At 64.4% G+C, this 13432-nt stretch carries 13 protein-coding genes; 8 read left to right on the top strand and 5 right to left on the bottom strand.

The features are described 5' to 3' along the window. Positions 1 to 5: 5 nt before the first annotated feature. Positions 6 to 299 carry a helix-turn-helix domain-containing protein gene (locus tag CXQ96_RS19100; RefSeq protein WP_104118446.1) on the bottom strand — a complete coding sequence of 98 codons (294 nt, stop codon included), beginning with the start codon at positions 297 to 299 and terminating at the stop codon, positions 6 to 8. A gap of 135 nt (positions 300 to 434) precedes the next feature. Here CXQ96_RS19100 and CXQ96_RS13020 point away from each other — a divergent pair, with 135 nt between their 5' ends. The 8 genes from CXQ96_RS13020 (at position 435) to CXQ96_RS13055 (ending at position 9665) form a co-directional block, all read left to right on the top strand. Continuing rightward, on the top strand, positions 435 to 1070 hold the full coding sequence (locus CXQ96_RS13020; RefSeq protein ID WP_104118447.1) for a DUF6668 family protein: 636 nt from the start codon (positions 435 to 437) through the stop codon (positions 1068 to 1070). A gap of 4 nt (positions 1071 to 1074) precedes the next feature. Then, complete coding sequence (locus CXQ96_RS13025; protein WP_104118448.1) at positions 1075 to 1377, top strand: hypothetical protein; 303 nt, start codon at positions 1075 to 1077, stop codon at positions 1375 to 1377. Between the two features lie 37 nt (positions 1378 to 1414). After that, positions 1415 to 2179 (top strand): hypothetical protein, encoded by a 765-nt coding sequence (locus CXQ96_RS13030; RefSeq protein ID WP_104118449.1) that lies wholly within the window; start codon positions 1415 to 1417, stop codon positions 2177 to 2179. 100 nt (positions 2180 to 2279) lie between these two features. Beyond that, a complete protein-coding gene (locus CXQ96_RS13035) occupies positions 2280 to 4058 on the top strand; it encodes a hypothetical protein (RefSeq protein ID WP_104118450.1) in 1779 nt (592 codons plus the stop codon). Then, on the top strand, positions 4039 to 5556 hold the full coding sequence (locus CXQ96_RS13040) for an SCO6880 family protein (RefSeq protein WP_181036464.1): 1518 nt from the start codon (positions 4039 to 4041) through the stop codon (positions 5554 to 5556). Before CXQ96_RS13035 ends, CXQ96_RS13040 begins: the two co-directional genes overlap by 20 nt. A gap of 254 nt (positions 5557 to 5810) precedes the next feature. Beyond that, positions 5811 to 7370, top strand: coding sequence for an ATP/GTP-binding protein (locus tag CXQ96_RS13045; protein WP_181036465.1), 1560 nt, complete (start codon positions 5811 to 5813; stop codon positions 7368 to 7370). Next, positions 7367 to 9202 (top strand): type IV secretory system conjugative DNA transfer family protein, encoded by a 1836-nt coding sequence (locus CXQ96_RS13050; RefSeq protein WP_104118451.1) that lies wholly within the window; start codon positions 7367 to 7369, stop codon positions 9200 to 9202. The genes CXQ96_RS13045 and CXQ96_RS13050 overlap by 4 nt, the downstream gene beginning before the upstream one ends. A gap of 4 nt (positions 9203 to 9206) precedes the next feature. After that, entirely contained in the window at positions 9207 to 9665 is a 459-nt protein-coding gene (locus CXQ96_RS13055; protein WP_258059117.1) for a DUF4913 domain-containing protein, read from the top strand. Between the two features lie 146 nt (positions 9666 to 9811). On the opposite strand, the gene CXQ96_RS18130 is transcribed toward CXQ96_RS13055, so the two are convergent. The 4 genes from CXQ96_RS18130 to CXQ96_RS13070 all read right to left on the bottom strand — a co-directional run bounded on the left by CXQ96_RS18130 (position 9812) and on the right by CXQ96_RS13070 (position 13356). Then, a complete protein-coding gene (locus CXQ96_RS18130; RefSeq protein WP_133083213.1) occupies positions 9812 to 9997 on the bottom strand; it encodes a hypothetical protein in 186 nt (61 codons plus the stop codon). Positions 9998 to 10038: 41 nt separating this feature from the next. Continuing rightward, entirely contained in the window at positions 10039 to 10503 is a 465-nt protein-coding gene (locus CXQ96_RS13060) for a DUF3093 domain-containing protein (protein ID WP_258059118.1), read from the bottom strand. Between the two features lie 166 nt (positions 10504 to 10669). Then, positions 10670 to 11599, bottom strand: coding sequence for a prolipoprotein diacylglyceryl transferase (gene lgt, locus CXQ96_RS13065; protein ID WP_104118453.1), 930 nt, complete (start codon positions 11597 to 11599; stop codon positions 10670 to 10672). After that, positions 11596 to 13356, bottom strand: a complete 1761-nt coding sequence (locus tag CXQ96_RS13070; protein ID WP_219816149.1) for a cytochrome c biogenesis protein ResB — start codon at positions 13354 to 13356, stop codon at positions 11596 to 11598. The genes lgt and CXQ96_RS13070 overlap by 4 nt, the downstream gene beginning before the upstream one ends. Between the last annotated feature and the right edge of the window lie 76 nt (positions 13357 to 13432).

Consider the following 13432-nt stretch of genomic DNA (forward strand, 5'->3'; position numbering starts at 1 on the left):
TCCCCTCAGTCTTCTGGTGGATCGTTCTCGGTATCTGGCTCGGTACCTGGTTCCGGCGCAGATTTGGGGCCAGGCGTGTTGTAGTGCGCCTCGAGGTGGTCCTTGATGTCGTCGCGGAAGATGATCCATGTCCCGCCGAGTCTGATTGCAGGTATCCGGCCATCGCGCAGCCATCGGTACGTCACTGTCTTGTCGGATAGACCAAGAACGTCAGTGAGCTGGTCGACACTGAGTCGCGGGGGCAGATCAGCGAAAAGTACATCGAGTGCTCTAGACACAAGGACCACTCCAGTCCCCATGCAGGGAACAGTACCCTAGGTTACGCCTCGATTCACTTTCGGTCACTTCAGTTGACATAATGGCTCTCCAGTTCTCTGCGGTGCGTTAGGATGATCGCAGTCGAGTCTATGGGAAGCCGTCGGGGGCATAGCTAAATGAACAATCGTTGGGGCGACTTCGTCACGCGCGAGCCCGTCGAGGCGCCCGTCGTGACGGAGACCGAAATTCGGGACGCTGTTGAGGTTTTACGCGGTGTCGCCGGTCCGCAGCAGGGCATTCTTGGCCTCGCTGCAGGCGAGGGTATGGCCCGGTTTATCACCGACAACCCCGAGGTCTTCTGGCTTGGAGTGCACGGGGGAGCCGGTGAGAACACCATGGCCGACCTCCTGGGCGGGGTTCCCTGCCACCATCGCTGGCCCTCCCGCTCGGATGCTGTCCCGACCACTGACCTGTCGGCGCCGCCGGCCGATGTCTTTCTCGTCGCCCGGCAGAACCACCGGGGCCTGAAAGCCGCGCAGCTCGCAGCCCGTGACTGGGCCGCCGGCTCACATCCCACCATCACCCTGCGCGGCCTCATCGTGATCGCGGACGCACCCGGCAAGACGCCCAAGGCCCTGCATAACCTGACCCGCATCACCGCCGGCGGCGTCCCACAGACGTGGACGCTGCCGTGGATAGAAGAGCTTCGGCTCCACGGCACGGTCGACCCCGAGTCGCTGGCCCGCGAGCCAAGGAAAGTCCTCACCAGTCTCAGTGAGGTCATCGATCACCTTAATTCTGGAAGGAATTAGAACCATGCAGCTGCTCCTCCTCGCACAGGACGTCATGATCAACGCGAACACCCTGCCCGACAGCGCGCCCCTAGCCCCTCCCGGGATCGGCGACGCCTGGAACCGGATGGTCGGTGTCGGCAAGTGGATCGCCCTGGGCATCTGCGTCCTCGGCCTCCTCGTCGTCGGCGGCAAGATGGCGTTCGACTCCAGCCGCGGCGAAACCACGCAGGAGATCTCCGGCATCATCAAAATCGTCCTCGCCGTCGCCCTCATCTCCGGCGGAGCCTCACTGCTGACCTTCATCTCCGGCGGCGGCGCAGCCTAGCCACCCTGCAGAATCAGCCCTACCTACAGGAGTAGTCATGGCCGAAACCGAAGAAACCGAGAACGTCTGGTGGGCTGCACCCCGCTTCCTCATGTCAGCGGTTGCCGTCCTGCTGCTCATCATCGTCGGGATCATCCTCTTCGTCTGGGTCGGCAACGACGACGAATCCGAGGCCGCACCACCAGCTCAGACACAGGCGGCCACACCTACACCATCTGCGTCGGCAACTTCATCGGACGAGTCCGTGTGCGGCCTGGGTGCCACCGGAGGGACCACCCTGACCTCTGCGCCTGAGAACGTTGAGTGGGAGTTCCTTGGTGGAATTGCAGCACCCAAGTCCGCCGATCATGGCCCAGGTGTTGTGGACGAGCAGACTGGTGTCCGCTCCTGCTACTCCCACACCCCCGAAGGGGCACTTGTCGCCATGGTGGGACTGCTCGCCTCATCGGGCGATGATGCGTTGTTCTTGGAAACCACCAAAGCTCTTTCACTCGAAGGCCCTGGCAAAGACATCGGTCTTGAGCGGATTGAGCAGCGAATAGCCTCCGATGCCGGCCCGACTCCTCCAATCAAGATCGAAGGCTTCCGCCTTCTGTCTTACACGGAAGATAAGGCAACAGTGGAGGTTGCCTACTCTGGTGACTCCGGCGAGGGACTTGTCTACTTCACCACCTCTGGCGTCATGGAGTGGCACGAGGGTGACTGGTACGTGAGGTACAAGGACGACGGTTCGAGTGGGCCTGTTCAGGGTCAGATTTCCGACCTGTCGGGCTACATTCCTTGGGGTCCCAACAGTGGCTGAGGTTGCTAAGAACGAATGCAACTTTGGGGATCTCGGATGCAACGTCGGCAATGGCATTTCAGACGCTCTTACCGGTGCAGCAGGTAACGCGATTGAAGCGATGGCTGATGCCGTTCAGGCGGCGTTGGTTGCGACGATCGCCCAGCTCGGCACGCTGTGGACGACGATCGACGCGGGCAATCTGACGACTGGAGCCACTGGTTCCGCTGATGCTCCCGCGGGGGGTGCGTTCGATGATCAGGTTGCCACGATCCTCGGTTATGCGACGTGGATCGGGCTTGGTATTAGTACGATCGCGATCATCTTGTTGGGAATCACTCTGGTGACGAATGCTCGCCGTGGTGATGGTGCGGGCCTGGTGAACACCGCGACCATCGTGTTTGGTGGGGCTGCCCTCGTTGGTGGAGCCACCTCTCTGGTCGGCTACATCGTTCCTCGACGCGCAGCCTCGTCGGCTCCGGCCGTGGGCTTCGTGCAGGATCAGACGTTCTATCTGACTCTCGCTTTGGCTGCTATCAGCATGATCGTCGCCGGCGTCCGCATGGTGTGGTCACAGCGGGCCGAACCGGCACAGGACCTCCTCAAGGGACTCCTGACGCTGGCCATCGTGACAGCCTCCGGTGTCGCCCTCCTCAACGTGCTCCTCGGAGCTACCGACGCTCTGGCGGAGCAAATCATCCAGGCTGGTGTCGGAGACGACTTCCAAGCTGATGTGCAGATGCTTCTGGGCATGGAAGACACGGGCGCCTCCAGCGCGACCTTCCTGATGGGCAATCAGATGCTCATCATCGTCGGCGGGCTGCTTGCCGTGCTGGTGAACATCGTGCAGATCATGCTCATGGTGCTCCGGACGGCGATGCTGTTCCTCATTGCTGGTGTCCTGCCCCTGTCGGCGGCTTTCATGAACACCGAAACGGGTAAGAGCTGGTTCAGCAAAATCATTGCGTGGACCCTCGCCTTCGCGTTCTACAAGCCAGCTGCCGCACTGATTTACGCGACCGGCATCCAGATGACGACCGCTGGCTTGTTCTCCGGTCAGGCTCTCCTGCAGTTCTCCGCGGGCCTCATGCTGATCCTCGCGTCTGTTGTGGCTCTGCCGGTCCTCATCGGCTTCCTCAGCCCGGCGCTGGGCGCCATGGCGTCCTCCGGTGGTGGCGGTGGGGCCGCCATGGGCTTCGCAGCACTGGGCGCAGCAATCCCGCAGGGTGCGTCCCGCACTCCGCGTGGAGGACAGGGGTTCGGTAGCCAGGCACCACCTCAGGGGCCTCCGGCGAAGTCGGGGACCTCGGGCAACTCGTCGTCCGCTCCGAAGGGCGGCGGGGACGGTAGCGGTGACGGTGCTGCACCGAAGGGCGCAGACGTGACCGGTGGCGGTTCGAAAGCAGTGCCGACTGAGTCAGCAGCAAGTACCACGGCTGGGGCTGGCAGTACCGCTGGTGCAGGCGCTGGTGCGGCGGCTGGTGGCAGTGCTGCAGCTGGAGCGGCTGCGGCCGTGCCTCCCGTAGCTGCAGCAATGGTTGCTGGGCAGGCGATTAAGAAGGGCAGCGAGGCCGTCCAGGGTGCTGTCCAGGAAGGTGCTCAAACCGGTTCGGGCAGTGGACAGGGCGGTTCGAATAGCCTTCCGAAGGCTTCACCACCGTCAGCTGCGGAGTCGGGGGCTAAGCCTTCGGCTCAGGGCGCTATTCCGCCCCAGACAGCCGGAGGGCCGGCGGGTGCGCGAGCAGCTGGACCCAAGGGTGCATCCAGTGCGGCTGGCCCGGCGGGCGCTGCGCTGAGTCAGGGAGCTGCGCAGCTCCAAAAGCAGGCGCAGCAGTTGAAGAACGAAGTCTCGAACAATACTGGGAACGAGGACCGCACTGATGGCGCACACCGACGCTAAGACCCCCGACGTCCGACCACGCATCTACGGCAACTACCGGTTGCCGACGAGCAAGGGTCTGGCCGGGCTGTCGACGGCCGGCACCATGATCTTGATCCTCGGCGTCGTCGTCGGCGTGGTCCTGATGATGCTCGGCCAGTGGATGGGAGCCCTGATCTTCGAGCTGCTGATTGGAGTGCTGATCCTCCTGTCGATGCAGAAGAACAAGCACGGCCGCACGATGATCGAGCGCATCATGCGCCGCTTCGGGTGGATGAACGCCCGCTACGCCGGGGCGAACGTGTACCGGGCGGGACCGATCAGCCGTGTTCCCTCCGGGACGACGCAGCTGCCTGGTATCTCGGCTCGCTCGACCATCAGCGAGCACACCGACGGCTACGGCCGCCCGTTCGCCCTGCTGCACATCCCGGTGAAGAACCACTACACCGTGGTGCTCGGTTCCGAGCCGGACGGTGGCGGCATGGTCGACCAGGAGCAGATCAACCGGTGGGTCGACCGGTGGTCGCACTGGCTGGGCATGCTCACCGACGAGCCCGGTCTGATTGCCGCGTCCGCGACGATCGAGACCGCACCGGATTCCGGGTTCCGGCTCGCCCGTAAGGTCGAGAACCGGATGGACCCGAACGCACCGGCGTTCGCCCGCGACATCATGAATGAAACCGTGCGTGCCCTTCCCACCGGTGCGACCGTCACGCGTGCGTACATCGCGGTGACGTTCAAGGCGACGCTGCGCCCGGGCGGGAAGATCCGCAAAGCCGATGAGGTCGCCAACGACCTCGCGGCCCGGCTGCCGAACCTGACCCTGAGCCTGGGTGACACCGGGGCCGGCGTCTCGACCCCCTTGTCCGCGCAGGAGCTGTGCGAGGTCATCCGCGTGGCGTACGACCCTGCGGAGGCGATCCTGTTCGACCGCGCCCACGCAGACGGTAAGGCACCGATGTTGGACTGGAACGAGGTCGGCCCGCAGGCCGCTGACGCGTTCTGGGACAGCTACCACCACAACAACGCGTGGTCGAAGACCTGGGCGATGTCAGTGCCCCCTCGATCCACCATTCAGGCGAACGTGCTGCAGTCCCTCGTCGCGCCGACCCCTGAGGTCGTCCGCAAGCGCGTGACGATGCTCTACCGTCCGATCGACCCGGCGCGAGCTGCGCAGCTGGTCGAGAACGACGTCAACACCGCGACCTTCAACGCCTCATCACGGAACCGCGCGACGTCGCGGGACAGCCGTGAGACGCGGGCCGCGAAAGCGACGGCGGAGGAGGAAGCCGATGGAGCAGGTCTGCTGAACTTCGCGATGATCGTCACCGCGACGGTCCGTCACAAGGAGGACCTGCCCGAAGCCGAGGCCGCGATCGAGAACCTCGGCGCATCCGCTCGTATCCGCCTCGAGGAGGCTTACGGGGCGCAGGACTCCACCTTCGCCGCCGGCCTGCCGCTGGGCATCGTCATTCCCGACCACCTGGCACTGCCCAAGACTGTAAGGGACGCACTCTGATGGCCGCACTCAACCCATCTGCAGGTTCCTTCAACGCTGCGGGTTCATCCAACCCGGGGCAGGTTCCTGACGGAGCATGGGCCCGCGTTCTCGCGAAACTCAGTACAGGCCGGTCAACGAACGCTCCTGCGAAAGCGAAGGGCCGAGCCAAGAGCGGTACGAAGGCTGCGACGAATGCGAGGAAAGCTCGGACGGGCAGCACTGCGGTCAAGGCCCCCATGCGTCCAGGGCCTCGCGGGTTCAAGGGCCGTGGGATGGGTGAGGCGCAGCTGCTGCACCCGGTGAAGGAGATGCGCGGCACGAACTATCAGGTGTGCGGTCTGTACCCGTTCCCGATGGGCGGCGGCGCACCCCTGGAAGGTGTGCCGCTGGGACGGAACCTGCTCTCGAACGAGCCGGTGTGCTGCGACCCGATTTCGTGGTTCCAGAACGTCCGCCTGATTTCGAACCCGTCCGCGTTCGTCATGGCGAACCCCGGCCTGGGGAAGTCCTCGCTGCTGCGCCGCATGGCGATCGGCCTGTGCGCGTTCGGGGTGAACCCCATGATCCTCGGGGACATCAAGGGCGAGCACATCGACATGATCGAAAAGCTCGGCGGCAAGGGCCTCCCTTTGGGCCGCGGTATCGGCCACATCAACCCCCTCGATGATGCCGGCGCCCTAGAAGCTGCGACCCGGCTCTCCCCCGTGAAGCGGGAGGAACTGCTCACCGAACTGCACGCACGACGTCGTGGACTCATTGCCGCTCTCATTGCCATCCTGCGCAAAAAACCCCTCGATGAGCGTGAGGAGTCGATCCTTGACCGGTGCTTGATGGTCCTCGAGGCGGAGCACAACCTCGCTGGCACTGTTCCCCTCATGGACGATCTGCGGACTGTCCTGAAAGCACGTCCGGCGCAGGTGCGCGAGGTGGCTTTGGATCGTGGCAGCAACGAGCGGTACGACACGATCACCGAGGGTCTGGAGTCCTCGCTGAACTCCCTCTGCGGGGCTGGCGCGTTCGGTGACATGTTCTCCAAGCAGTCCACTCACAAGATCGACGCGACGACGCCGATGGCGTTCGACCTCTCCCGGATCTCGCAGGCCGAGAACGATCTGCGGGCGGCAACACTCATGGCGTGCTGGTCTGCCGGGTTCGGGACCGTCACCACCTCGAACATGCTCGCTGACGACGGCGTGATCGAGCGCCAGCGATTCCTGGTGATACTCGATGAGCTGTGGAACACCCTCGCGGCCGGTCCCGGCATCGTGGATCAGGTCAACGCCCTCACCCGTCTGAACCGTGAGTGGGGCGTCGGGCAGATCATGGCGTCCCACACTCCCTCTGACCTCAAAGCGGTCAAGGACGAAGCGGACCGGCACAAGGCCCAGGGCATCATGGACCGCTGCGGCATCAAAATCCTCGGTGGCCTCGCCCGCTCCGAAATGCCGCTGCTCACCCAGTCCGTGCCGTTGAGCAACCGGGAGCAGGAACAGCTCGCCGCATGGCAGGACCCGCCCGCCTGGAACCGGGCAGGCGACGACGCCATGCGCTACACCAACGACGACGTGTTCCGGCGGACCGATCAGTCGTTCACGGACGACGAGCTGGCCGCGTGGCTCGAGGACGACGACAACGCCGCCTGGTACAACGACGACCGGACCACCCAGCCCCCACCAGGGCAGGGCAAGTTCTTCATCAAGGTCGGCTCCCGGGCCGGCATCCCGTTCTCAATGGAGTTCACCCCCACCGAGCGCCGGTCGCGAGTCCACGACACCGAGAAGAAGTGGCACAAGGCCAAGAGCCGCGCCGCAGAGGAACGAGGCGAGCTGTGAGCTCACTGGACCGCAAGCACACAGCCGGCCTCGGCGGGGAGACCGGCCTGCTGGTCGTCCTCATCGTCGCCCTCATCGGCGTCCCGGGCGCCCTGTACGGGCTGAACACCCTCGGGCATCAGCTCGCACCCCGGCCCGAAGGAATCCCTACCGGGTTCTGGCCGCGATCCCTGGGCAACTTCACCGGCATCATGCCGTGGCGCTCCACCGAGATCACGCTGGCGATCATTGCCGGCGTCGTGCTGCTGGCACTGTTCGTGCTGTACATCGTCCTGAGCATTCGCAAGGGCCGGAAGATCGTCAAGCACGACCGGGCCGCAGTGAAGATGGCGTCCCTGAAAGACGTCGCGCCCTTCACCGAGAAGCAGGTGAAAGCCAAAGCCGCCCGCTTCGGCCTGAGCGCCGAGCAGTCACCGGGCATCAAGATCGGGCAGATGGTGCGCGGCGGGAACACCCTGTACGCGTCGTGGGAGGACACACTCCTGCACATCTGGGGCACCCGCACCGGCAAGACCACAACCCAGGCTGCACCCTCGATCATCGAAGCTCCCGGGCCGGTGATCGCGACGTCGAACAAGCGCGACCTGTCCGACCTGACCCGCGACATCCGCGCCGAGAACGGCGACGTGTGGATCTTCGACCCGCAGGGAGTTGCGAACGAAAAGCCCACCTGGTGGTGGAACCCGCTCAGCTACGTCATCGACGCAGAACGAGCCGCAGAAATGGCGAACAACTTCGCCCTCGGCTCCCGGCCCGTCGGAGCCAAGGGCGGCGACGCCTACTTCGACAACGCAGGCAAGGACCTACTCGCCGGGTACCTGCTCGCGGCCGCGGTCAGCGACCGCCCGATCAGTCAGGTCCATAGCTGGCTCTCCCACTCCGAGAACCAGGAAGCCGCCGGTCTTCTGTTCGACGCCGGATGGCGGAAGGAAGCCGACTCGATGGGCAGCACCATGTCGCTGCCCGACAAGCAGCGCGAAGGTGTCTACGGCACCGCACGGCAGATGGCCACGTGCCTGAAGAACGAGAAGATCGCCGCCTGGGTGAACCCCAGCGGTCCGAACGATCCGCGGCCGCAGTTCACGCCCGAGGACTTCATCAAGGGTAAGAACACCCTCTATGCGCTGTCCAAGGAAGGCGCCGGCACCGCAGGTCCTCTAGTGACGTCCCTGACCGTGGCCACGGCCACCGCAGCCGAGGAGTACGCGGCCACGCAGGCGGGTGGCCGCCTGGCGGTCCCGATGGTCTGCGTCCTCGATGAGGCTGCGAACGTGTGCCGGTGGGAGAACCTGCCCGACCTCTACAGCCACTACGGCTCCCGAGGAATCGTGGTTTCTACCTTCCTCCAATCCTGGTCTCAAGGCGTCGACGTGTGGGGCGAGTCCGGGATGAAGAAGCTGTTCTCCACGGCCAACGTCTTCACCTACGGCGGCAACGTCAAGGAAGAGGGATTCCTGAAGATGCTCTCCGACCTCGTGGGTCAGTACCGGTACACGTCGGTGTCGACCTCGAGGCAGAAGGACAGCCGCTCCACGAGCCGCCAGGACTCCACCGACGACATCCTGTCCGTCGCGGATCTCGCCGCGATGCCCAAGGGCCGGGCCATCATGCTCGGCTCCGGCTCCCGGGCCGTCCTGCTGCGCACAGTCCCTGTCAGCGACCGCCCCTACGCGGACAAGGTTGCGGCGTCCGAAGCCGCTCACAATGACACACGGGTCGCCTCTGCATCCGCTGCAGCGAGACCTCCGGTGGTGGAAGCCACTGCCGAGGTTCCTCCCAACCCGGTTGTCGCTGCCGGCGGTAACCGGTGGTTGGCAATGGTTAAGGAGTAGAGAAGTGGATCTACATGCGCCCTTCGGGGCCGACGACTCTGCCGATGATGTGTTCCCCGGCGAGGAACCCGAGACCGATAGCGCCCGCCCAACTCAGCGGACCGCGCAGCCTGCTCCCGAAATGGTTTTCGACAACCTCGAGGAGTTCGTGACCGAGTTCCTGGTGCACCAGTATCAGCGGCCCGTGGTGTCTCATGGACGTGCGGAGTTCACCTGGTGCGCCAGCTGGTGGCGACACAAGGAAGCCGTCAACCGGCTCAACGCCCTCTGGCGCGCCTGGGAAGCCTTACGCCTCGACCCGACAACCGGATTGGCGAACTGGTGGAACAACTACGCCGACCCCACCATGGCCGCCCTCTTCTCGGGCACCGGCCCCTTCCAGGGCTGCACGGCAATGGAGCACAAGCCCGCGAACAAACCACTACCCATCGTCCGAGCACCGGAGGGCTTGTACTCGGCCTGACCCAATTACTCATGTAAGTAGATGAGTCATGCAGGTGTCGCCCCAGATGAGACGCAACACCAGGAAAGGCCCTCTGCCCCGCCCCCTGACCAGTGCCAGTGCCAGTGCCAGTGCCAGATGAAGGGTGTTGCTCATTTCAATGACCGTCAGGTAACGAGGATGAACGTCGTCAGGGCGGTGACGGCGGCAAAGATTAGAAGGATCACGCCGAGGATGAGGGCTTTGCGCTGTTGCTTTCGTCGGTATTGTCGTTCAATTTCGGCGTGTTGTGCTGCCACGTAGCGCTGCTTCGCTGCTCGTGACTGAGTTGATTTGCGCTTGTTTGATCCCATGTCCTAATGACCTTCCACTCGGTCGAGGCATTCCCTGTCGATCACGGCCGTGGTGTCCGGGCGGTGAGGAGTTCGGCAAGTTCATCGGGGTGCCTGGAGGACACCAGCCAGTACGGTGCGGGGTCTTCCTTGTCGGTGATCTCGATTTTCACGACGGCGTCGATCCATCCCCTGATACAGAGGTAGGTCAACCCGTGCAGGCCCGTTCCCCGTTGGGCGGTGGCTTCTTCCTTGATGAAGGCCTCCGCTGTGCCGACATACATCCGGTCAATCCGGGCACGGCCGACCTGCAGCACGGAGCGGGTCACCACGATGGTGGGAATGGACGTCACCATCATGATCACGAGGAAGATCAGGGTGATGACGGATGCCATGACCCCGATAGTCATGTCGATGGGAGCGAAAACGACCGCCGGGACGAAGGCCAGGCCGACAATGATCAGCCACACCCAGAAGTTCGGGTACAGGCGTTCCTTCCACAGGACCGGTTCATCTGCTGCCGACAACCCATCGGCGGTGAGGGTACTTTCCGGGGTAGGGACCGGGGGAGGGGTACGTCCACCAGGGGATGGGTGTGCCGGCGGTGCGGCAGCCGGCGGGTCGGATGGGGGAATGATTGCCCCTGGTTCGTGGGGTTGTTGCATGAGGTGGGTCCCGTCGGGTGAGTGGTTGTTAGCGGGTGCTGGGGCCGGTGATGTCGGCTTGCTGGGTGGGAGGTATTTCGGGGTGTTGCGGTGGGTCCTGGAGTTCCGTGGAGTGTGTGGCTGATCGGGGGCGGTTTCTGCGCATGAGGAAGAGGGTGGTCGCGGCGAGGAAGAGGATCGCTGAGACCCAGGTGTTGATGCGCAGTCCGAGGATGGTGTTGGCGTAGTCGGAGCGCATGAGTTCGAAGAAGAACCTGCCGGCGGTGTAGAGGGCGACGTACAGGGCGAGGACGGAACCGGCGCCAAGGGTGGTTCTCCGATCCAGGATCAGGATCAGGGCTGCTGCGATCAGGCACCACAGTGACTCGTACAAGAAGGTCGGGTCGAAGTATCCCAGGACGACCGGCGTTCCGTCGGGGTTGAGCTGTGCCCGTCCGGTGCCGGCGTCCATGGCGTGGATCTGCAGGGCCCAGGGTGCGGTGGAGGGATCCCCGTAGAGTTCGTTGTTGAACCAGTTGCCCCACCGGCCCAGGGCCTGGGCGATGAGAACTGCCGGGGCGGCGGCATCGGCGAACGCGAGGAAGGTGACGTTGTTGCGGCGGCAGCCGATGTACGCGCCGAGGGCACCGAGAGCGATGGCTCCCCAGATGCCCAGGCCGCCTTCCCAGATCCTCAGCGCGTCGACAGGGTCCTTCCCTGGCCCGAAGTAGAGCTGATAGTCGGTGATCACGTGGTAGAGCCGGCCACCGATGATGCCGAACGGAACCGCCCACATCACGACGTCGAGGACCTGGCCGGGCTGGCCGCCTCGGGCGTCGAGGCGGCGTCCGGTCAGCCACACCGCGGTGACAATCCCGGCGAGGATGCACAGCGCATAGAAGTTCAGGGTGATGGGTCCGAACTGGAGGGCGCTGATCGTGGGGGAGGGAATGTAGGTATCCGGCGGTGCGGGGTTCATGACTGATCCGATGGTCGGGTGGAACTGCTGGTGACAGTGCTGGTGACAGTGCTGGTGACAGTGCTGGTGACAGTGCTGGGGGTGGTGTTTTCGGTGGTGTCGGGGATAGGGGCCGGTGGGGTCGTGCTGTGCGGGGTCTCGGGAAACTCCTGGTGCCCGGACTGCTGCTGGAAGTGGTGTTGCAGGTAGGTGCGGATCCTGTTTGCTTCCTTGCCGAGTCCGGGGTCTTCCCCCCGGGCGAGGAGCCCGTATTCCATGACCGTGTTCCCGTCCGTCGAGGTGGACGCGGCGATCCAGGCGCGGCGGCGTGGAGTAATGAGGGAAAGGATGAGTCCGGTCAGGGCCAGGGTGGAGAACACGAGGGCCCCGATCTTGCCTGGATCGTAGGTGATGTCCAGTGCGACGAAGCGTTTGAGGCTGTCGAAGGTGATGGACCCTCGTCCGTCGGGCAGTTCGTAGGTCTGCTCCGGTTCCAGGACGATGCCGCCTGCGTCCAGGTCCCGTCCGTTGAGTTGCGTCAGCTCGGTGGTGTCGAGCTGATACACGGATCTGGGGGTGCCGTCATCGAGGCCGAGGTTGCCGTAGTAGGAGTTCAGGTTCAGCCGGGGGTTGAACGGGTCGGGATCCGAGCCGAAGGCAAGCCCCGTGTCGTCGACGACGGCGGTGGGCAGGAAGAACCCGACGAACCCGAGCTGGTCGGGTTGCGCGTCGGGGGCTTTGATGACGATGGTCGAGGTGTAGGCCGAGTCCGTGGGCTGGGCGGGTACGGGCCCGGAGAACGCGATGTTGCCGTCGCCGTCACGCACGGTGATGACCGGCGCGTAACCGTTTCCGACGAGGTAGACGTTGGTTCCGTCCATGCCGATCGGCGCGTTGACTTTCAGCTCCTGCCGGACCAGGGCGGAATCGGGGTTCTCCTGCACAGTCATGGTGGCGGTGAAGTCCAGTGGCTGCCCGTAGGTGGCTGGGTCGTCCCGGTTGAAGGTGACATCGAAGTCCTCGAGGGTGAGGGCGAAGGGTGCCAGGGTGTCCTCGTTGAAATTTGTTCCGGGGGTGAAGGAGTCGTAGCCGATCAGGGCGTTGGTGAATCCTTCACCCTCCACGATGAGTTTCTGCCCCCGGTACCCGAACATCCCGCCGACTGCGACGGCTACCAGCACCCCGATCAGGGCTGTGTGGAACAACAGGTTCCCTGCTTCTTTCAGGAATCCCCGCTCGGCCCCGACGGAGGGCCGGCCGGTGTCCGTATCCCGCACGTCGACCCGGTACCCGAGCTTGCGAAGAATCGCGGCCGCCTCTGTGACCGTGGCAGTGAGGCTGCGATGTGCAACAGAGGGAGGCTGGCCGGCCGAATCCAGGCCTGGACCAGAAACCGGATCCGGGACCGGGGCGGGGCGGTTTGGCAGGGTGAGTGTGCCGTGCTGGGGAAGGCGGGAGAGTCGTCGCGGTGTGCGGGGCGGTGTTGCCCGTAACGCGTTCAAATACACTCTGGTGCGCGGAATGACGCAACCGATGAGCGATGTGAACAGCAGCAGGTAGATCGCGGAGAACCAGACGGAGGAGAAAACGTCGAAGAGCTGGAACCTGTCCAACCAAGGACCGGTATCAGGGTTGTCCTGCAGGTACTGGGTCACGACCGCCGGGTTCGCGGGACGCTGCGGGAACAAGGACCCTGGCACGGCAGCAACCGCGAGCAGGAGCAGGAGCTGCAGTGCAGTGCGCATGCTGGTCAGCTGCCGCCACACCCAACGAAGCATCTCCACCGGCCCGAGAGCGGACACCCGGACATCGTCCTTTGCCGGTCCGCCCTTCTGACGGGGGACGGGACGGCGG

The organism is Arthrobacter sp. B1805, from assembly GCF_002929745.1.
GTDB lineage: Bacteria > Actinomycetota > Actinomycetes > Actinomycetales > Micrococcaceae > Arthrobacter_D.

Excerpts from the sequence above, each read along its gene's own strand:
- CXQ96_RS19100 (WP_104118446.1), bottom strand. The coding sequence starts at position 299 with ATGGGGACTGGAGTGGTCCTTGTGTCTAGAGCACTCGATGTACTTTTC.
- CXQ96_RS13020 (WP_104118447.1), top strand. The coding sequence starts at position 435 with ATGAACAATCGTTGGGGCGACTTCGTCACGCGCGAGCCCGTCGAGGCG.
- CXQ96_RS13025 (WP_104118448.1), top strand. The coding sequence starts at position 1,075 with ATGCAGCTGCTCCTCCTCGCACAGGACGTCATGATCAACGCGAACACC.
- CXQ96_RS13030 (WP_104118449.1), top strand. The coding sequence starts at position 1,415 with ATGGCCGAAACCGAAGAAACCGAGAACGTCTGGTGGGCTGCACCCCGC.
- CXQ96_RS13035 (WP_104118450.1), top strand. The coding sequence starts at position 2,280 with ATGGCTGATGCCGTTCAGGCGGCGTTGGTTGCGACGATCGCCCAGCTC.
- CXQ96_RS13040 (WP_181036464.1), top strand. The coding sequence starts at position 4,039 with ATGGCGCACACCGACGCTAAGACCCCCGACGTCCGACCACGCATCTAC.
- CXQ96_RS13045 (WP_181036465.1), top strand. The coding sequence starts at position 5,811 with ATGGGTGAGGCGCAGCTGCTGCACCCGGTGAAGGAGATGCGCGGCACG.
- CXQ96_RS18130 (WP_133083213.1), bottom strand. The coding sequence starts at position 9,997 with ATGGGATCAAACAAGCGCAAATCAACTCAGTCACGAGCAGCGAAGCAG.
- lgt (WP_104118453.1), bottom strand. The coding sequence starts at position 11,599 with ATGAACCCCGCACCGCCGGATACCTACATTCCCTCCCCCACGATCAGC.
- CXQ96_RS13070 (WP_219816149.1), bottom strand. The coding sequence starts at position 13,356 with ATGCTTCGTTGGGTGTGGCGGCAGCTGACCAGCATGCGCACTGCACTG.